We start from the raw sequence: 19,649 nt of genomic DNA, 5'->3' as shown, positions 1-19,649 counted from the left end.
AAGAAAGTCAAAAGAGTTCTGGGAAGGGAAATCCCGAGGTCCGGTGACGAGCCAAACGTGGTTGAGCGGGGATCGGATCGTGCGTGAGCCGGGATCCCCATTTGACCTGTGCGCCGCGAAGCAACGTACGAGGAGCGCGCCATCGATACCTTGGCGGCGCGAAACAGGGCAATGGGAATTCCCGGTGAAGTCGGCGTTGGCGATGTCCGACGCGAGCGCGTCGAGTTGACCAGGCGAGCACAGGGGATGGATGCTCTGCGTGACCGATGCGGCTGGATATAATGCTAAACTATATAAAATCGCGCGCGTGGAGGGCGGATGGGAACTGCAACACCTCTCGAGCTGGACGCTATCGATTTTCCCGCTCAGATAGCGGCGCAAACGTGCGAGCTGATTAATCGCGGTACGCTTGCGCCCGGGCTTCAGTTGCGGCAATCCGACCTTGCCGGGCGTTTTCGCATCAGTCGCGTGCCCATTCGGGAAGCGCTCAAGCTGCTGGCGGCTGAGGGGATCATCGAGCATGACCCCAACCGTGGTTTCTTCGTGGCTCCGCTGTCGAGTGAAGAGGCGCGGCAGCTTTACCGTATGAGAACGCTCCTTGAAACGGAACTGCTCTCAACAGTTGAGTGGCCCACACCTGCCCAGGTCAAGGCGCTTAAAGCCATGCTCACGAACCTCGACGAATTGCATCGCGAGGGCGATCGCGAAAGTTGGGTCAAGTGCCATCGGGCGTTTCACGAAACAATCTTCGGTCTTTCGCCCGACAAGGTGCTCAAGCGTGAGCTGCTGCGTCTGCTGCGCTTGACCGACCGCTATCGCGGCCTGGCAGCGGACGTCGCGGCGCAGCGTGAGCATCGAAATGCAAAAATCGACTCGCTGCTTGTGAAGGCGCTGGAAACCAAAAACCGGGCGCTGCTGCTCGCCACGTATGACCAGGGGCGAACAATGGTGCTCGCGAACCTGATGGCCGTTCTGGCGGCACGCGGCGTCTGAAGTCGACCCGCCGCGGCGACGCGCCAGAAGTCCCCGGCATCGGCTAACGATCAGCGTGCTTTACCGGCTTCGATTCCGGCGGACTGCGGTGTCACGGTCGGGAATATCCGCGACATGTACCGCTGTTGCTCGTTGCGCATACTTTCCTCGCAAAAACGGCACAAAAAGGGCATCCGCATGCCGTGATGCACCGGGCGTAAGCGCCACGCTGGACACCTTCGTGGCTTTGGCGCTCCCGGCAGAATAGGGGCGCCTGCGGATCGCATACAATATGGTCGGAACTCGAACTGACCGAACCGGCGAGCTGCGTCGGACACTGCAAACAATACAACTACGAACGTGAGCAAAATCGAACTCAGTGATATCGACCTTCCGGCGCAGATTGCTGATGAGGTGCGTAAGCTGATCAACAGAGGTGTCCTGTCGCCAGGGCAGCAAATGCGTCAATCGGAACTGGCGGACCGCTTCGGTGTCAGCCGTGTGCCTGTGCGCGAAGCATTGAATCTGCTCGCAGCGTGGGGCGTGATCGTGCACGATCCGAACCGGGGGTTCTTCGTCGGGCCGCTTTCGTCGGATGAGGCGGCGCAACTCTATCGCTATCGCTATCTGGTAGAACGGGATTTATTTCAATCGATAGAATGGCCCGATCGCGCTCGAACGGCTGAGCTTAATAGCATGCTTGCCAATCTCGACGAGTACCTGGGAAACCATCAGCGTGCCGAATGGCTCGATGAATACTATGCATTCTACGGAGTGCTCTTCGATCTCTCACCCGACAAGGTGATGCGTCGCGAGGCGCTGCGCCTGATTCGACTCACCGACCGGTACCGCGCTCTAGCGACCGAGGCGCATCGGCCGGGCGAACAACCGAAGGCGCACCTCGAACGCCGGCTCATGACTGCAATTCGCACGCGCGAGCGTGAAAAAGTCATGCAGGTCTATGAGCTTGAGCGCGAAAAAATCAATCAGTCGATACTGGCCGTGCTTGCCGGGCGCGGGCTTTAAGCGGCGTATTCCGGCGGCCGGCTCACAGGCCGGCGCCGGACGTCCAGATTCACATTGAGCGCGGGATCTTGAAGTTTTCGACCAACGTCTGCAGCCGTTCCGCTTCGGAGTGAACGCCACGCGCAGCGGCCGCCGCCTCTTCGACGAGGGCTGCGTTGTGCTGTGTCACCTGATCGATCTCCGCGATAGCTTTGTTGATCTCGATGATGCCATGGTGACCGTCGTTGGAAGCGCTGTTGATCTCGTCCATCAGGGTGGAAACGTGGGCGAATTCGCGCACGACATCATTGATTTTCGAGCCCGCATCGGTCACGAGATGGGACCCTTCGTCAACGCGCTCTACCGAGCGATTCACCAGATCCTTGATCTCTTTGGCGGCTAGAGCAGAGCGCTGAGCCAAGGTCCGGACTTCTTGCGCAACGACGGCAAAGCCACGTCCCTCGTTGCCCGCCCGGGCGGCTTCTACCGCTGCGTTCAGGGCCAGAATATTCGTCTGAAAGGCGATGGCCTCGATCGTCGTAATGATGTCGGCGACTTCCCTGGACTGATCGGTAATACCGGCCATTGTCTGGACGACCTGTTCCATGACGTGACCGCCGCTGTTTGCCAGAGCGGACGTGTTTTGCGCGAGCTTGAGGCCCTGCCTGGCATTCGTTGCGTTGGTTTGTACCATCGTCGTCAATTGAGCCATGCTGGCTACGGTCTGTTCGAGCGATGCTGCCTGTTCCTCGGTACGCTGACTTAGGTTCTCATTGCCGGCCGCGATTTCGGCGGCTCCCGTGAGCACAGCTTCACTTCCTGCGCGGACCTGCCGGACGATATCGATCAGATTCGCATTCATATTGCGAAGCGCGCGCATCAGCAGGCCAAGCTCGGTGTGTGTGTATGCGTTGACCTGCGAGGTCAAGTCCCCCGCCGCAACAGCCTCTGCGATCTTTACGGCCGCATTCAGCGGATGAGTGATCGACGTCGCGACGGCAGTAGAGACATATATCGTTGCGAGCACCGCGAGCAACATCACCGAGAACGTCAACGCCAAAGCGACGTGATATTCACGAACGGCGACAGCACCGGCTTCGTCCGCCTGCTCGTGAACATACGTGGTGTGAGCGGTAAGTGCTTCGCCCGCTAATTTGAACGCTGCGAAACTCTTGTTGCTGTTAAGAGTCCGCTCGGCGGCCATGTCCGGGACAGCGGATATCGCGAGATCGTAGAGTTCGTCGTTTACAAGCAGAAACGCGGCGATCGTATTCTTGTCGCGTTCAAAATACTGGCGATCTTCGCCGGGAAGTACGTGGCGCTCGTATGTTTCAATATCCTTTTTGAGTCGCTCAGTTGCCATTGTGCGAATCTCGATGCTGGTATCTTTGGACTGCTTGTTGTCCGCCAGTACGACACCCACTGTCGCGCGTTGAGCCGCATCCAGATCTCTTCGCAGATCGCTCACCGTTTCGACCGACGCCATCCAGGTATCTTTAATGTCCAGAAGGTGCAACTGAATCTGGTGCGCCTGGTAGAGCGCAAAGCCAGCGGCAGCGCACATCAGCACGATGACAATCGAAAAGCTGAAAAGCAATCGGCTGCGAATTTTGAAACCACGTAGAAGTAGGATCATGTGTTCTTACTATACGAATTGGCAGTGGTCCGGGTGTCGGCGCGACTCCACCAGTGGCGAGTGGAGGTTCGGTGCGGCTGTGTGCGCGTGTGGCTTTTTGTCAGCGTTCAGGTTGTACGCATGGTTTGGGGGTCTCCACCCATTCGACGTTGTGCGGCAAGCCGACTTATGTCTGTAGGACTACGAATAAATAATTCGCGACTTCGAAAAGAGGCAAGCGGAACATCGGTCTCAAATCGGCTCGTGGCGATCCACAATTGGGGTTCGGTTCAATTGTGGAGTCTCGTCGTGCGCGCTCTTTTTGTCATCGAGACCTGCGCATCATATCACGCGACGGCAACTCGGATTGACATATACTACAAAATAGTATTACATTGTTCCTAAGCGAGTAGGTACGCTTGCAGGCGTCATTTCGAATCGTGGAGACAATTGATGTTGAAACTCAAAAGGAAGCTCTTCCTCACGGCAGTTCTCGCAGCGGGAGCATTGATTTCGGGCGTCGCCCACGCCGGTGATCCTGTTAAGCCGGTGCCTGCGAGCCACGCGGCTGCGCCCGCGGGTGTCGTCCTGGTCGCTGAGATAGGCAAAGGCGTGTCCGGAACTGACATCAAGGATTACCCGGACCTGATTGGCCGCCTGAAAGACAATCCGGACTGCTACACCTTCGGTACGACGGCGGACGGCGCGCGTGATTTGTCCGCGATGAACGTATTGCAAAAGCGTAATGGCGTTCGCATGGTGAAGTTGTCCTACAAAGACACCGCAGCGGAAATCGAAGGCTTGATGAGCGGGAAGGTGCAAGTGATCCCGGTTCCGTACGAGGCCGCAGCACCGTATATCAAGAATGGTCAGATGCGTCCGCTAGTGGTTTTCGGTTCGGCGCGCATACCCGAGATCAAGAACGTTCCCACGGCTAGCGAAGTGATGCCAGGCTTCGTGTACTGACTTCAGTCGAAGTAACAACAAAGAAAAAACCCGCGATGCGGGTTTTTTTTTGACGATATCCACTGCAGAATTCCGCCTTCTGCGGACAACTAGCTAGCTATCCGAACTATCCAGACAATCTGCTCGCGAAGATTGCCGGACGGCTTTTTCGATATATAATACTAAAATGAATACTATATCGACACGAAGTCGAACGCCTGCCGTTACACTTGCGGAACTGGAGGGCGTTGACTTTCCAGCCCAGGTCGCGTCGGAGACGCGAAAACTGATCAATAGGGGAACGCTGGCACCGGGCTTTCAACTGCGACAGTCGGACCTCGCTGAGCGTTTTGGCATTAGCCGCGTGCCGATACGCGAGGCGTTGAAACTGCTGGCGGCGGAAGGCATCATCGAACACGATCCAAATCGTGGATTCTTCGTCGCTCAGCTATCGAGCGATGACGCGCGCCAATTGTATCGGATGCGCCAACTCCTCGAAGCAGAGCTGCTCATGACGGTCAATTGGCCGACATCCGTGCAAATCGGGGAATTCAGGGTTTTGCTTGGCCGGCTTGAGGAACTAATTCAAGCCGGTAATCGTGAGGGATGGATTGAATTGCACCGTGAACTTCACGACAAGATTTTCGATCTCTCGTCTAATAAAGTGTTTAAGCGGGAAGCCCTGCGGCTGATGCGACTGACCGATCGTTACCGGGCGTTGGCCGCCGATATTTCAGCGCATCCGCAGCATCGAAGCGCTAGTGTAGAAGCCGAACTCGTGAAAGCACTGGAGAGCAAAGACCGGGAGTTGTTGCTCGCAACTTATGAAAGAGGAAGACTGGTGGTCCTTGACGGGCTAATGAGAGTGCTGGCGTTGCGGGAATAAATGTTAAAGATACCGGAGCGCTTTTCCGCGCGCAAATCGCGTTAAACCAACCTCCATAGAGCGCTCCGAACCTTGCCGTAAAACCCGCCGTTGCGATGCTCCGAAATTGCCAGCCTAGTCCGCCCCCCAGTTCGATATCCACAGCAAATCATGGAAATCGATGGCCTTACTCGTCTGAAATTCGCCGTAGGTTCCTTGGGAATACAGCAGGGGCGCCGTAATGTCGCCACTAATGGCCGTGCCTTCGATATGCCCGAAAATCACCGCGTGCGTGCCGATCTCGATGATACGTTCGACGCTGCAATCGAGATTGACCATGGCGCTGGCCAAAGCCGGAGCACCCGTCTTGATACGAATCCACGTCCCTGACTGAAACTTTTCCTGCGGCGAAATCGGTCGCGAGAAGCGCTGCGCTAGTTCCTGCTCGCTCCGCGCCAGGACGTTGACGACGAAGTTGCCAGTGGTCTGCACGTGCGCCAGAGACGCGTTCGCACGATTGATACAGACCAGCACAATAGGGGGGGAGGCGCTAACAGACGTCACAGCGGTTGCCGTCATGCCGGCAAGCGGGCCGTCCGCGTCAGAACCCGTCGTGATCAAACACACGTGCCCTGTCAAGCAGCGCATGGCGCGTTTGAATTCAGATTCTTCTATGCTCACTTTACCTTCCTGATCGTAGAAATAGACGGGCAAATTGATGGGGTGGCGATCTTTGCGGACACCACCTCATGCAATAGACCCGCAAGTCGCGACGGGTTTACTGGTCCCACCCGAAGATACTGAGCGTGCTCTCGCCGGCTTCGAGTCGCTTCATCTGAAGGGCTTCTGCTGCTTCGCGTGCTTCCGATGCGGTGATCACCTCGGCGATTCGCTCGCGCGGGATGCAGACGACACCGTCTTCGTCACCCACGATCAGGTCGCCGGCATTGACCGTCACGTCGCCGAATCGAGTCGGGGCGTTGATCCAACCTCTCGCGCCGAAATCCTTTCCAGTACCACGAATACACAGTCCGCGAGCGAACACGGGAAACCCGATCTCAGACAACAGTCGCTGATCGCGAACGCAGCCGTCGATGACCAGACCGGCTAGCCCGCGGACTTTCGCGGCCGTCGACATGATTTCGCCCCAATACCCGTGTTCATAAGCTTGATTCACGGATACGACCAGAACATCGCCTGGTTGTGCTGAGTAAATTGCACGATGCAGCCAGAGGTTGTCGCCGCCGGGTGCGTGGACGGTCACAGCGGGGCCGCAAATCTTGAATCCAGGTGCGACCGGCTTGATTTCACAAGGCAGGACGCCGATTTTTCCGGCTGCCTCGTGAAGCGTCGCTGCCGGCAGTTTTGCGGCGGCGTCAAGCAGCGCGATATCCGGTCGCAGGATGTCGAGGCGCGTGGTCTCGTGACGATTGAAAATCGGCCCTGTCATGCTTTTTCTCCGCTCCGGCGCGTTTGAAGCTGGTGGTACTTGAACTGCTTGCGAGCCTCGTCCAGGCGCATGCCTGTTGCAACCGCCTCGCGGATTGCCTTCTCGGCGGCATCAATCTCTTCCGCCGCGGCGAGCACGCGCTCTTCGTGTTCCTTCGGAATCGAGATCACGCCGTCGGCGTCGCCGCGCAGCAGATCGCCCGGCGCAACACGCACGTTGCCGATGTTCACCGCAACGTTGGTGGCTTCGACCTGAACGCGGTCCTTGCCCGTTCGCATCCAGTTGTCCCGGGAGAAAACCGGGTAGCCGAGCGACAGGCAGAGATGGACGTCGCGGTTGATGCCGTCGATCACGGTGCCCGCGATACCACGGCGATGAGCAATTTCGGTAAGGATGTCGCCCCAGACTGTCGCGTCTTCGCGACCGCCATTGTCGAGGACGATGACCGAGCCTGGCGGAACGTCGTCGATAAAGTCACCCACGGTGCCCGCGGGCGAGGCGGCCGGCCCATAGAGAATCGTGAAGGCCCGACCGGCCATGCGAAACGACGAATCACGCGGTTTGATCTTATAGCACTGACCGTTCACACCCAGGCGGTCCAGCGCGTCGCTCAGGGTGGCCGTTTCGAGTTTCGCTGCGCGCGCAACGTTCCTGTCTTGTTCGAATTCCGACATGGTTAATCCTTCAACATAAATTCGTAGTTTCCGCCCATGACTTCATGGATCGGTGTGCCCGCCATTACGGCTTTCGCCATCAAGGCCTCCCGTGCCACGATCGCTTCGGCGGTCTCCACCACCCTGGCGATGTTTGCCTCGCTGATGAAGATCACCGCGCTGCTATCGGCGATCACATAGTCGCCGGCGTCTACTACGGTTCCGAACACTTCGACGGGGACGTTCACGCCTTTTTCGACGATACGACCGCGAGCGGTGAGGGCGGTGAACCTGTTCGCGAACACCGGCAGTCCCATCTCGCGCGATTCGTCGATGTCGCGCACCGGCCCGTCGGCGATCACGCCGGCGATACCGCGAACCCTGGCGCCGAGCGAGAGGATGCCGCCCCACGACCCGGCCTCGACACCGGTACGCTGCTCGACAACGATCACATCGTCGGAGTCGCCGAGTTCGATGGCGGTGGTGCCCAGATGACGCGGCGGCCCCGGAGGCGGATCGCCAACGCCGAGCTTCATCGTGATGACGCGACCGGCTATGCGCTTCGTGCCTGAGGCCTGGGCGACGCCGGTCACGACGCCAGACAAGCCGAGCTTGTCGAGTGCGTCCGAGACGGCGCAGCAGTCCAGCCGACGAAGGCGGTGGACATATTCGTCTTTGGTTGCCATATTTGAAATTTCCTTATTCGGCTTGGGGCTTCCAGTACACAAAGCCCATCGCGTTGCCGGTGCCGGCTTCGCTGCGATAGCAGGGCACGTAATCGACCACCGTCATATCGAAGCCAAGTTCGTCCATCATGCCGGCGACGGGAATCCAGTTCTTGATTTCCGAAGTGCCCGCCTGGAAGATCTCTTCGCCCAATGCGAATACCGGCGTGAGATCGTGCTTCTTCATCGCGTCGAGTACCAGATTGTCGATACGTTCGTCGATGACAAAGTGAGTTAGCCCCCCAGAGGCAATGACAGCCACACGTGCATCCGAATCCCACGATTCGATTGCGCGCGCGATCGATGCACCGAAGGCGTGGCAACGCGCGACGGTCGGTTGATTCGGCGGATAGAACGTATTCACGAACACCGGTACGGTCGGAACGACCTGATCTTTCATCAACTGGCGGAACACGAAGCCGTATGCATGCGGTGTTTCTGTTTCCGACAAGCGGCTGAGCGCGGCCACGTCGAAGTTGTCCGCGATAGCGTTCTTGATGATGTGCTTTGCAAGCTCGGGCACGCCTTCGTGCGTGGCCGCTTCCGGCTTGTAACCTGGCATCGAATGACGCACGCCTGGCGGCATTTGCATCAGCTTGTCGTGGCTGATCATGTTGTTCACGATCGTCGGGCCGTGCATGACCCCGAATGCAGGGATGCAATCCGTGGTGAAGATTTCCATCTGATCGTTGCCGACAATGACAACGACGTCAGGTTTGGCTTCAGCCAGTACGCGCGCCATTTCCTCGATAGCCGCCCGGCATTGGGCGTGCCGCTCCTTCCACTTCCCGGGCGTGATCTGGTCCGCGAGGTTTTCGCTGCGCCGATATTCGACGAGTTCATCGAAGGCCCATTCCCGGCCTTCGAAGTCATGCATGTTCAGTCGATCATCGGGTACGCGAGCGCCCCAGGTCTCAGGTGGCGTGATGAGCATGGGGCCGTGCGAGGTTCCCATTCCCAGTACGATTTTGGCCATGATTTAGAGTCCTGTGGGCGCCGGGATTATTCGTAATCCGCAAGATTGAGCTTGAAGAAGTCGCGAGCGTTGCCGAAGAAAATCGCGTCCTTCTCTGCCTGCGAGAGCCAGTCGAAGCCCTCGATGTACGGTTTGATGTCGTCGAAAGTGCGGTCGGTGTCGGGGTTGATCGCCGAACCCACGCCCGGGCACTCGGCGCCGAACATGCAGCGGTCAGAGCCAACCGTCTTTATCAGCAGGCGCAGGGATTCTTCCGAGTAGAGCACGGTGTCGTAGTACAGGTTACGCATGCCGTCCAGGAAGTTGCGACCGGCGCGCGCAGCGCCCGACTGAAAACGGCCGATCTGGTAAGGAATCGAGCCGCCGCCGTGCGACACCATGATCTTCAGATTCGGGAAGTCGTTGAAGACGTTCGAATTGACGAGGTTAAACACCGCGATCGTTTCTTCGTTGATGAAGTGCACGGTGTACGGCGAGCGAGCCGAATGCGAGCCGGTAGCGTGGATGTGAGCCGGTACGTCGAGTTCGCACAGCTTTTCGTACAGCGGATACCAGTAGCGCTCACCCAGGCCGGGCGCCTCGACACCGCTGTTCTCGAACGGGTCCGGATTCAGCAGCACGCCCTTGAAGCCGAGTTCCTTGATGCAGCGCTCAAGTTCCGGCAGCACGACTTCGATCGGGTCGCCCGCCACTTGCGGCAGACCGCCGATGCCGATGAACCGCTTCGGCAACAGCTTGACCGTGCGCGAGATGATGTTGTTGGTTTCTTCCGTGAACCAGTGCACGAGTTTGCCCGGCTTCTGGCTATGCATCATCTGGAACGGACGCGGCGACATCAACTGGACGTTCGTGCCGACGCGGTCGAGCATGTCGAGGTGGCCGACGGGCGCCATCTCCTTCTTGTTGGCGTAGTGCAGGATCTCTTCGTCAGTCACTTCCGGCATCTTGCGGCCGTGTTCGCCGCGATGCGAAAGAATGTGTGCCTTGTAGACCCACAATTCTGCGGGTGCGCTGACGTGACCGTGGCAATCAATAATCACTTATTTGTCTCCTGATTCAATGTGTGCCGACAGGCACGCCCATGCTTCTTAAAGATCGAGGACGAGACGATCGCCCTTGCAGCCGGAACAGCAAATAATCATTGTCTTGTTCGAAGCCTTCTCGGGCTCCGAGAGAATGGCGTCGCGGTGGTCCGGCTCGCCTTCGAGCACTCGGACTTCACATGCGCCGCATACGCCTTCTTCACACGAATACGAAATTGGCACGCCGGCTTCACGCACGACGTTAAGAATGGTTTTGCCTTGCGGGACGGTCAGCGTCTTGCCGCTCTTGCGCAGTTCGACGACGAAGTTGCCATCAAGTGCGGCTTCGTGTTTGGCGGTGAAGTACTCGACGTGGACTTGTTGCGGAGGCAACGAGTTGCAGGCGGTTTCGAATGCTTCGAGCATCGGCCCGGGGCCGCAGCAGTAGAAGTGGGCCGACGCCGGCTCCTGCTTCACGACGTCCGCGATGTTGAGGAACGTGCCGGATTCAGCATCGACGTGAACGACCGAACCTTCGAACGTCTTCAATTCCTCGGCGTAGGCAACGTCGACCCGGTCCCGGCACGAATAGTAGATACGCGGCGACTTCCCGATTTCCTTCAGGCGGCGCGCCATACACAGGATAGGGGTGATCCCTATACCGCCGGCAACCAGCACAGTGTGCTCAGCATCCTCGTCGAGCGGGAAGTTGTTGCGCGGGGTCTCGACCTGCACGAGGTCGCCGACACGCATCGTTTCGTGGATGTAGCGGGAGCCGCCGCGCGACTGCGCGTCGAGTTTGACGCCGATGACGTACGAACGCTGCGTCAGGCCATTGCTGGACTCCAGGAGAGAGTACTGACGCGTCAATCCGTTCGGCAGTATCAGTCCGACGTGCGAACCCGCGTCGGCGGCAGGCAGTCGCTCGCCTTCGGGGTCTTCAAACGTCAGCGCGAGCGTGTTGCGTGCCAGATATTGACTCGCGGTTAGACGCAGAGTCATCACATCATTTATTTCAGTCATGTCACCTCCAAAATCGTAGAACGCACGGAACCCCGCAAACGGCGCGCAAGCGTTACACATCGCGCTTCCTCGGGTACCGCTTTGCTGCAATGCAATCACTCATCATGGAAAGTTTCTCTTAACCCGTTTGACGCGTAATTCTTTTTTGCATATTATTTGGGCTAAGCAAAAAAAAGTCAAAGGCTCTTCTGAGCAAAACAGGCGGCATCGCACAGGGTATTCCCTTACGGAGACAAAATGATCGCAGTTCTGACTACCAACGGTGGAACCGTTACGCAGGGTGATGGCGCGGCAACGACGCTGCTGGTTGCTACGATTCGCGGAATGCTCGTGTTCGAGCGCGCAGATGCGCGAGCCCCGTGGAAACTGACGCGCAGGACACTGGAAGATCGTCACGTGAGTTCGTTGCTCTACGTTCCGAATGCGGGCCTGCTATTCGCGGGCGCACACGGCCAGGGTGGTCTCGTGGTCTCGAAGGATCTGGGCTTGACGTGGGAACCGGCCGGCAATGGCCTGAACAGCACGCATATCTACACAATGGCGCAGCAAGAGCGCGACGGAAAGACGGTCCTGTTCCTGGGCACCGAGCCGTCCGCGCTCTATCGTAGCGACGACCTGGGTGCTTCGTGGGTCGAAATCCCCGAAATGATGACGGTGCCGGACCAGGACAAGTGGACGTTTCCGCCGCCCCCGCACGTTGCGCACGTCAAGAACATTGCGTTTCATCCGGATGAACCGGAAACGCTCTATGTCTGTATCGAGCAGGGCGCACTGCTCAAGACCACCGACGACGGCAAGACGTGGACAGAGCCGCGTTCGTATGAATCGGAAAACGACAAGTTCTATCACGACAATCATCGCGTGGTGATTCGTCCGTCGAATCCGAAGCAGATGTTTATGTGCGGTGGCGAAGGCCTGCACTACAGCGCAGACGCGGGTCAAACGTGGGTTCACCTGATGACGCGCCAGGACCTCATCGGCTATCCCGACGCCATGTTCATCGACCCGCGCAACGAAAACGTTCTGTATCTCGGCGGCCCGGGCAACGCGCCGCGTGACTGGGGCGCTCGCAAGTCGGCGAACGCAACGGTTCTCAGGAGCGTCGACGGCGGCGCTACCTGGGCACATATGCGTAACGGTCTGCCCGAGGAAGTGATCGGCAACATCGAGGGCATGGGGCTCTACCACTGGGACGACAAGATCATGCTCATCGCCGGTACGGCAACGGGCGAAATCTATGCAACTGAAAACGACGGCGAAAGCTGGTACGTCGTTTCAGACGATGTCCCGCCGATCTCAAAGGGCGGTCACTATCGCTGGTTCCTCGACGCAAAAGAGCGTTTGAACGTCGAAGGTCGTTACGGTCGCAACGAACACTGACCGATTCATCAACATGATTTTCTGCGCGCCGGGCCCAGTTCCACGGCAGCAAGTCCTACCAGGAGAATGCCTTGAGCCGTATTAACAGCCGCGAGGAAGCCCTTGATATCGCCCGTGGTTTGCATGATGTGATTCGTTCGCGCGTCAAACAGACCGAAAGCGATCGCGTCGTGCCTGCTGAAACGATCGTTGCACTGCGTGATTCGGGTCTCTTCAACATCATTACGCCGAAATCGTTTGGCGGTTCCGAACTGGGATTTACGACGCTCGTCGAAGTGACGGCCGAAATTGCGTCGGCCTGTGGTTCGACGGGTTGGGTGTTCGGCGTGTTGGCCGGTCATAGCTGGATGTTGAATCTGTTTCCGTTACAGGCACAGCAAGATGTGCTTGGCGAAGGCCACGCACTCACGGCGACCGTGTTCCGCCTGGGCGGCACGGTGACCGAGGTCGACGGCGGCTACACGCTCGTGAACGGCGACGGCCGCTTCTGCTCGGGTATCGACCACGTGCAATGGGTCATCATCGGAAACGCCGTGCAGCGTCCCGACGGGCCGCCGGAGCCGCGCTTCTTCGTGATTCCGCGCTCGGATATCCAGATCGTCGATGACTGGCACACGGCCGGCCTGCGCGGCACGGGCAGCCGCACGATCAAGGTCGAGAAAGCGTTTATTCCGAAGCATCGTTCGGTGTCGGTCAAAGACATGATGACGGGCAACGTCGAAGGCGCTGACGCAATGCGCGCGCCCATCTACCGAATGCCGTTCCAGAACGTCACGCCGTTCTCGCTCATCGGCGCGCCGCTGGGCATCGCGCGCGCGGCGCTCCGGTCGTTCGGCGAAGGCCTGGCGCCGCGTCTTAAGGCGATGCCAGCCGAACAGATGGCGGAACAGTCGGCGACCATCGAGCGTCTCGCCCATGCGACGGCGGATCTCGACGCGGCCTACGCATTGATTCTCGAAGACACGCGCCGCATCGATACGGCAGAAAGCGCGCAATCGCTGACGGCGCTCGAATGGTCGCGCATTCCGCGTAATTGGGCGTACTCGGCTCAAACCGCGCGCCGCGCGGCCAACAGTGTGTTCGAAGCGGCGGGCGGCACCAGTATTTACAACGCTTCGGACCTCCAACGAATTTGGCGCGACGTGAATTCGGCGGCGCAGCATTTCGCTTTCACGTGGGATTCGGCGCTGACCGCCTATGGACGCGAGGCGCTCGGCCTGCCGCCTTCGCAGTCCGGCTTCGGCCCAAAAAAATGAGGATTGACGATGGACGTGAATGACATTCATTCGATCGAGGATTATTCGCCGCAAACGCTGCGGGAGCTGATCGGGCGCGTGGAGAAGTCGAGTACGTTCGAACACATGATTTACCGTGAATCCGAACTCGATGAAGTCTGGCGCCTGCTCGATAGCGACATCCTGACCGCTGAACGCAAGGGCTCGAATGCGCCGGAACTGCAGAACCTCGTTGCTCTGCGCAAGCTGATTGTCGACGCGCACGATTTCATCGGCAACGACAGCAACACGGCAGACGCGCGTGATCGACTGCTACAGGCCGTCGAACTCGTATAGAGCTGAGCGGGAAGAGCAGACCTTCTCCCGCGCATATTCATAGACAAAGAAATTTAGGAGCAAACCCCATGCTTTCCCGCGAAGATAACGACGTACTGACCCAGGTTGGCAAAGGCACGCCGAACGGCGAGATGATCCGTCAATTCTGGATTCCGGCGATGCTGGCATCGGAAATCAGCGAGCCGGGCGGCAAGCCCTTGCGTTTGCGCCTGCTGGGCGAAGACCTCGTGGCATTCCGCGACAGCGATGGCAAGATCGGTCTGCTCGAAGAACAATGCCCCCACCGTCGTGCATCGCTCGCGCTGGGCGACAACTCGGAAGGCGGTCTGCGTTGCCTGTACCACGGCTGGAAGTTCGCTGTCGATGGCCGCTGCATGGATACGCCGACGGAGCCGGAAGATTCGAAGCTGTGCTCGCGTATCAAGGCCGTCGCGTATCCCGTTCGCGAGGCCGCCGGCGTGATCTGGACGTACATGGGCGACCCCGCGAAAATTCCGCAATTCCCCAGTTTCGACTTCCTCTCGTACCCCGCGGAGAAGGTCGCGGCGTTCAAGGTGCTCGAGGATTGCAACTACGCTCAAGCCGTTGAAGGCACGATCGACTCCGCGCACGCGGGCGTGCTGCACCGCGAACAACCGTGGGCGGCGCCGGCCAAATACGAACACGAACGCGATCTGCGTCCGAAGATCGAAGTCGAATACACGCTGTACGGGCTGCGCTATGCGGGCGTGCGTAATTTCCGCGACGAAGGCAAGCTGCACGCCCGTGTCACGGAAGTGATCCTGCCGTTCTTCACGCTGATCCCTCCCGACGGCTTCGGCGTGCGCAAGAACCGTCGTATGGCCAATGCATTCGTCCCGCGCGATGACGTATCGACGTGGCACATCCAATGGTTCTTCGACGAGACGCAGCCCGTCGACATCGAATACCGTATCCAGGAAGGCGGTCACTGGGTCGATGAAAATTTCCGCAAGGAACTCAACATCGACAACTGGTACAACCAGGACCGTGAAGCCATGAAGACGTCGTCGATGTCGGGCATCAAGGGCATCCTGACGCAAGACCACGCAGTCAGCGAAACGCAGGGCCGTATTCTCGATCGCACGAAGGAACACCTCGGCACGTCGGACGTCGCGGTCGTTGCATGGCGTCGTCAGATGATCCGGGCGGCGCGTAATTACGCGGAAACCGGCGAATTGCCGAGCGTACTGACGAACACGATTCCGTGGGACCAGATCCACGCATCGACGGTGATTTTCCCGAATGATCGCACGTGGAAGGAAGAGGTGCCGCTCAATCCGGACGTCGCTCTGAAGGCTTGAGATCACCATGATCGTTGATAGTCACGCGCACGTTTCGCCTCATTGGTATGAGCCTGTCGAGACGCTGCTCGCTCAAATGAACGAGCATGGCGTAGACAGGGCCATTCTCACCCAGATGATCGGACAGACGGATAACCGATATCAGCAAGACTGCGTCAAACGATATCCCGACCGTCTGTCATGCGTGGCCTGGGTGGATGTCGATGCACCGGACGTTGCAATGACGGTCGAGACGCTGGCGCGCGACGGCGTATCCGGCATTCGGCTTCGCCCTTCCTCGTGCCTTGCGGACGGTCGTCTTCCGCCGGCGTGGCGTGCTGCTCAGGATACCGAACTGCCTGTTAGCTGTGTGGGTTCAGCCGAAGCGTTCAACGCGCCGGGTTTTGTCGAGCTAGTCGCGAAGCTGACAGGGACGACGATCGTCCTTGAACACTTGGGCGGCAGCAGCGCGCCTGTCACGACGGACGAGCACCTTGTGATTCGTCGCCAGGTGTTCAAGCTCGCGTCTTATCCGCACGTCATGCTGAAACTGCCGGGCCTCGGCGAATTGATGCCTCGCGATCCGAAAGCATGGCAGTCGGGCCGTCCCTTCGGGGTCACGACGCCACCGCTTGTCCACGAGGCGATCACTGCATTCGGCGCGAAGCGCCTGATGTGGGGTTCCGATTTTCCCGTCGTGAGTTCTCGCGAGGGCTACGGGAATGCATTGAAACTCACCCGTATGGCACTCGGAAAATTACCTGATGAAGATCTCAGCGCAATCTTCGGTGCCAATGCCCGTCGCGTATTTTCGAAACACTGAGATCGAGAACGAGCAGGAGACAACACATGACAAAAAAGGTACTGGCCGCGGTCAAGACAGATATCGAAACCACGGAAATCCGTGAATTCGATTTTCCGGCCGTCAAGCCTGAAACCGGAATTCTGCGCATCGAAGCCAGCGGCGTCGGCGGCAGCGACCCTGAGTTGTACCGCAAGGCCGGTCACGTTCCGGTCATCATGGGCCACGAAAACGTCGGCACTATCGAAGAAGTCGGCGAAGTCGCGGCGAAGCGCTGGGGCGTCAAGCCTGGCGACCGCGTTGCCCTCCACGAATATCTGCCGTGCTGGAATTGCGAATGGTGCATGAAGGGCGATTTCCGTCTGTGCATGGAAGTTGACTTCTTCAACGTGAAAGACCGCCTGAATACCGATCGATTCGGTATGTCCACCGCGAACAAGCCGCCGCACCTGTGGGGAGGCTATGCGCAGTATATGCATCTGCCGCTGAACACGGTGATGCACAAGATTGCGCAAGACATGCCCGCCACGCACGCAACGTTGGCCGTGCCGTTCGGCAACGGCGTGCAGTGGGCTTGTGTCGACGGCGGCGCCGGCCCGGGCAAGGTTGTCCTCGTGTGGGGACCGGGTCAGCAGGGTCTGGGCTGCGTACTGGCTGCCAAGGCTGCGGGCTCGTACACGGTGATTCTCGCCGGCATGACACGCGATCAACGCCGCCTCGATCTGTCGCTGCGCCTGGGCGCCGACTACGCAATCAACGTCGAAGCGCAGGACCTCGAAGCCGAAGTGATGCGTATCACGAAGGGGCGCGGCGTGGACGTCGTAGTCGATACGACCGGCGACCCCAAGGGCGAGATCGTCAAACAGTCGATCGCACTGGCCGCAAAGGGCGCCTGTTTGAGCCTGAACGGCCTTGAGCAGCACGTTCCCATCGGCGAGATCAAGAAGCGCTATCTGACTGTTCGCGCACCGCGTGGCCGCAGCTACGCGGCGGTCGAACTGGCGCTGCGCTATATCGGCTCGGGCCGCTATCCGATCGACGAAGTTTGCTCGCACACATTCGGCCTGGCGCAGGTTCACGACGCGATTCTGGCCACCGCGGGCCGGGGAATTCAAGGCGCGATCCACGTGTGCGTGGATCCCTGGAAATAACGCCGCATACCGCTGGCTAAACTGAATTTTATAGAGGCAACGTAATGATTGACAGCCACGCACACCTGATTTCGACCGACCGCGAGAAGTATCCGCCCTCGCCGCTGAGCGGCGTTCTCGAAGACAACGCATTCGACAAGCCCGTAACGGCCGAGCGCCTCGTCGAGCTGCTCGATGAATTTGGCATCGATAAGGCGCTCGCGGTCCAACGTGCGCACCTCTATGGCTTTCACAACGACTACGTCGTGGATTCCGCACAGAGATATCCGAATCGTCTGCGTTCGCTGTGCATGATCGACGCACTGGCGCCGAACGTCGAGGAAACGGTGAAATACTGGGTCGGCGAGCGCGGGTCGGTCGGCATTCGTCTGACCGAGCCGAAGAAAGGTGCGGACTGCAGTTGGTTCGCTTCAACGCAAGCGCGTCGGGCGTGGGCCGCGGTAACGGACCTCGGCGGCTCGGTGCGCCTGCACTTCTACCGCTGGAACCGGCTGGCTGCACTCGAAGCGCTTCAGGACGTCGTCAATGCGTTCCCGAATACACCGGTCATTCTCGATCACTTCTCGAATATCGTCGTTGAAGGGGCGGAACCCGATTATGGCGTGGACGAGGCACTGCTCAAGTTCGTGGATCGCCCGAACGTCTTCCTGCTGTACTCCATGATCAACCTCGGCAAGCTGAATGCGCTCGACTTGCCATCCGCGCCGGTTGTCGAGCGTGTGGTGCGCTCGTTTGGCGCCGATCGCGTGATGTGGGGATCGGACATCGCTCAGTCGAAGGGCGAGTACAAGGACATGGTTCGGATGGCGAGAGACTCCGTGGCCACGCTGTCGGCTGAAGATCAGCAGAAGGTCCTGCATAGCACGGCTGAACGCGTCTACTTCAGCTAGTCAGGTGGCGAGCGTACAGAGCGCTCCACTTATAAACGCCGTTTTCCTGTATTTCGAGGGTAATCCCGAGTCATGTCGCGTGGAGCAACGGGATATGATTCTCAAGAATACTTAATTAAATACTATTTAGGATGCTGAGTCGGTCGAGTCCGGGAAGGCGGTGGCGCCCCACTGCATTGTCGATCTTTCGGTTCCCGATTCCTTTCTCAGGAGAGTGAAGATGAAATTCCTCCGCAATTGCTGGTACATGATCGGATGGTCGAGCGAGTTCCCGGCTACCGATATCGTCCCGTTCACGGTGATGAACGAGGCGCTCGCGCTCTATCGCAAGGAAGACGGCACGCTCGTGGCGCTCGAAGACCTGTGCCCGCATCGCCTCGTTCCGCTGTCGGTCGGCCGTAAGGAAGGCGACGAACTGCGCTGCATGTACCACGGCCTGAAATTCGCCGCTGATGGACGCTGCACGGAAATTCCGGGTACCGATCGCATCTCGTCGAAGGTCTGCGTTCGCAGCTACCCGATCGAAGAGAAGCACGGCGCCGCATGGGTGTGGATGGGCGACGCCGCGAAGGCCGATCCCGCGCTGATTCCTCCGATAGAAGGTCCGGACAGTGCGACCTTCGCGATGAAATGCTCGAAGAAGGTGTGGAAGGGCAATGCGGAAATCGTCGCGGATAACCTGCTCGATCTTTCGCACGCGCCCTATGTTCACGAAGCGACGTTTGGAGCGAACAACAAGGTTTCGCTCAAGATTCAGAAGGAGGGCGAAGCAAAACGCGGCATCGACACGATCGAGCGTGGCGTCGTTGCTGACCGCTGGCACCTGGGTCGTCAGTCGAATCCCTACTTCGGTGATGTACCCTCCGACGATAACGTGGTGAGCACTTTCCTGGTGCCGGGCGTCTTCATCCTCAAGATCCATTCCTACGCGCCGGGCGTTCAAGATCGTCTGGTTGACGGCAAGCCGGCGGAACAGCCTATTTTCCGCCGCTGCACGTGCCAGATGATCACGCCGATCAACGATACGGAATCGATGTTCTTCTACAACTTCGGTCCGGATCATGAGCACGCGAATCTGGCGGATCACGCTTTCTCGATCGCCGAAGCAGCGTTTGCCGAAGACAAGGCAATCATCGAGACGCAGCAGGCAACGATTTCTAAAGTGCCCGATCGCAAGATGATCATGCTCGTGATGGATCAGCCAGTGCTGCGTTACAACGAAATCTATAACGGTCTTCGCGCGGCGGAGGCGGCTGAACGCGACGCCGCCGCGTCCGCCGCCTAGGTCGATTGCACGACGCTG

The 19,649-nt window shown here is 58.8% G+C and carries 20 protein-coding genes; 12 read left to right on the top strand and 8 right to left on the bottom strand.

Annotated features, from left to right (window positions below; translation table 11 throughout):
* Positions 1-318: 318 nt before the first annotated feature.
* Positions 319-993, top strand: coding sequence for a GntR family transcriptional regulator (locus U5768_RS03425; protein WP_322028963.1), 675 nt, complete (start codon positions 319-321; stop codon positions 991-993).
* A gap of 339 nt (positions 994-1,332) precedes the next feature.
* A complete protein-coding gene (locus U5768_RS03420; protein WP_322028962.1) occupies positions 1,333-1,998 on the top strand; it encodes a GntR family transcriptional regulator in 666 nt (221 codons plus the stop codon).
* A 49-nt stretch (positions 1,999-2,047) separates the two neighbouring features.
* Here U5768_RS03420 and U5768_RS03415 read toward each other — a convergent pair whose 3' ends face one another.
* On the bottom strand, positions 2,048-3,613 hold the full coding sequence (locus U5768_RS03415; RefSeq protein WP_322028961.1) for a methyl-accepting chemotaxis protein: 1,566 nt from the start codon (positions 3,611-3,613) through the stop codon (positions 2,048-2,050).
* A gap of 432 nt (positions 3,614-4,045) precedes the next feature.
* Between U5768_RS03415 and U5768_RS03410 the strand changes: the two genes are divergently transcribed.
* On the top strand, positions 4,046-4,558 hold the full coding sequence (locus U5768_RS03410; protein ID WP_322028960.1) for a tripartite tricarboxylate transporter substrate-binding protein: 513 nt from the start codon (positions 4,046-4,048) through the stop codon (positions 4,556-4,558).
* A 166-nt stretch (positions 4,559-4,724) separates the two neighbouring features.
* A complete protein-coding gene (locus tag U5768_RS03405; protein ID WP_322028959.1) occupies positions 4,725-5,423 on the top strand; it encodes a GntR family transcriptional regulator in 699 nt (232 codons plus the stop codon).
* A gap of 114 nt (positions 5,424-5,537) precedes the next feature.
* Here the strand turns inward: U5768_RS03405 and U5768_RS03400 are convergent, their stop codons facing one another.
* The 7 genes from U5768_RS03400 to U5768_RS03370 all read right to left on the bottom strand — a co-directional run bounded on the left by U5768_RS03400 (position 5,538) and on the right by U5768_RS03370 (position 11,251).
* Complete coding sequence (locus U5768_RS03400; RefSeq protein ID WP_322028958.1) at positions 5,538-6,083, bottom strand: flavin reductase family protein; 546 nt, start codon at positions 6,081-6,083, stop codon at positions 5,538-5,540.
* Between the two features lie 97 nt (positions 6,084-6,180).
* Entirely contained in the window at positions 6,181-6,852 is a 672-nt protein-coding gene (locus U5768_RS03395) for a 4-carboxy-4-hydroxy-2-oxoadipate aldolase/oxaloacetate decarboxylase (protein WP_322028957.1), read from the bottom strand.
* Positions 6,849-7,526, bottom strand: a complete 678-nt coding sequence (locus U5768_RS03390) for an RraA family protein (protein ID WP_322028956.1) — start codon at positions 7,524-7,526, stop codon at positions 6,849-6,851. Before U5768_RS03390 ends, U5768_RS03395 begins: the two co-directional genes overlap by 4 nt.
* 2 nt (positions 7,527-7,528) lie before the next feature.
* Positions 7,529-8,191, bottom strand: coding sequence for an RraA family protein (locus U5768_RS03385; RefSeq protein ID WP_322028955.1), 663 nt, complete (start codon positions 8,189-8,191; stop codon positions 7,529-7,531).
* Between the two features lie 13 nt (positions 8,192-8,204).
* Positions 8,205-9,206 carry a protocatechuate 3,4-dioxygenase gene (locus U5768_RS03380; RefSeq protein ID WP_322028954.1) on the bottom strand — a complete coding sequence of 334 codons (1,002 nt, stop codon included), beginning with the start codon at positions 9,204-9,206 and terminating at the stop codon, positions 8,205-8,207.
* A gap of 26 nt (positions 9,207-9,232) precedes the next feature.
* Positions 9,233-10,246, bottom strand: coding sequence for an amidohydrolase family protein (locus U5768_RS03375; RefSeq protein ID WP_322028953.1), 1,014 nt, complete (start codon positions 10,244-10,246; stop codon positions 9,233-9,235).
* A 48-nt stretch (positions 10,247-10,294) separates the two neighbouring features.
* Entirely contained in the window at positions 10,295-11,251 is a 957-nt protein-coding gene (locus U5768_RS03370) for a PDR/VanB family oxidoreductase (RefSeq protein ID WP_322028952.1), read from the bottom strand.
* A 237-nt stretch (positions 11,252-11,488) separates the two neighbouring features.
* On the opposite strand from U5768_RS03370, the gene U5768_RS03365 reads away from it, so the two are divergent.
* The 8 genes from U5768_RS03365 (at position 11,489) to U5768_RS03330 (ending at position 19,631) form a co-directional block, all read left to right on the top strand.
* Entirely contained in the window at positions 11,489-12,631 is a 1,143-nt protein-coding gene (locus U5768_RS03365) for a glycosyl hydrolase (RefSeq protein ID WP_322028951.1), read from the top strand.
* Between the two features lie 71 nt (positions 12,632-12,702).
* Positions 12,703-13,887 carry an acyl-CoA dehydrogenase family protein gene (locus U5768_RS03360; protein ID WP_322028950.1) on the top strand — a complete coding sequence of 395 codons (1,185 nt, stop codon included), beginning with the start codon at positions 12,703-12,705 and terminating at the stop codon, positions 13,885-13,887.
* A gap of 9 nt (positions 13,888-13,896) precedes the next feature.
* On the top strand, positions 13,897-14,202 hold the full coding sequence (locus tag U5768_RS03355) for a hypothetical protein (protein ID WP_322028949.1): 306 nt from the start codon (positions 13,897-13,899) through the stop codon (positions 14,200-14,202).
* A gap of 68 nt (positions 14,203-14,270) precedes the next feature.
* Positions 14,271-15,524 (top strand): Rieske 2Fe-2S domain-containing protein, encoded by a 1,254-nt coding sequence (locus U5768_RS03350; RefSeq protein WP_322028948.1) that lies wholly within the window; start codon positions 14,271-14,273, stop codon positions 15,522-15,524.
* Positions 15,525-15,531: 7 nt separating this feature from the next.
* Entirely contained in the window at positions 15,532-16,326 is a 795-nt protein-coding gene (locus U5768_RS03345; protein WP_322028947.1) for an amidohydrolase family protein, read from the top strand.
* A gap of 26 nt (positions 16,327-16,352) precedes the next feature.
* Entirely contained in the window at positions 16,353-17,456 is a 1,104-nt protein-coding gene (locus U5768_RS03340) for a zinc-binding dehydrogenase (protein ID WP_322028946.1), read from the top strand.
* A gap of 44 nt (positions 17,457-17,500) precedes the next feature.
* Positions 17,501-18,346 carry an amidohydrolase family protein gene (locus U5768_RS03335; RefSeq protein ID WP_322028945.1) on the top strand — a complete coding sequence of 282 codons (846 nt, stop codon included), beginning with the start codon at positions 17,501-17,503 and terminating at the stop codon, positions 18,344-18,346.
* Between the two features lie 220 nt (positions 18,347-18,566).
* Positions 18,567-19,631, top strand: coding sequence for an aromatic ring-hydroxylating dioxygenase subunit alpha (locus U5768_RS03330; protein ID WP_322028944.1), 1,065 nt, complete (start codon positions 18,567-18,569; stop codon positions 19,629-19,631).
* The last annotated feature ends 18 nt before the right edge of the window (positions 19,632-19,649 follow it).

It is taken from the genome of Paraburkholderia sp. J76, assembly GCF_905220295.1.
GTDB lineage: Bacteria > Pseudomonadota > Gammaproteobacteria > Burkholderiales > Burkholderiaceae > Paraburkholderia.
Note: the sequence above shows the minus strand (reverse complement) of the source record. Positions and strands in the feature narration are given on the sequence as shown.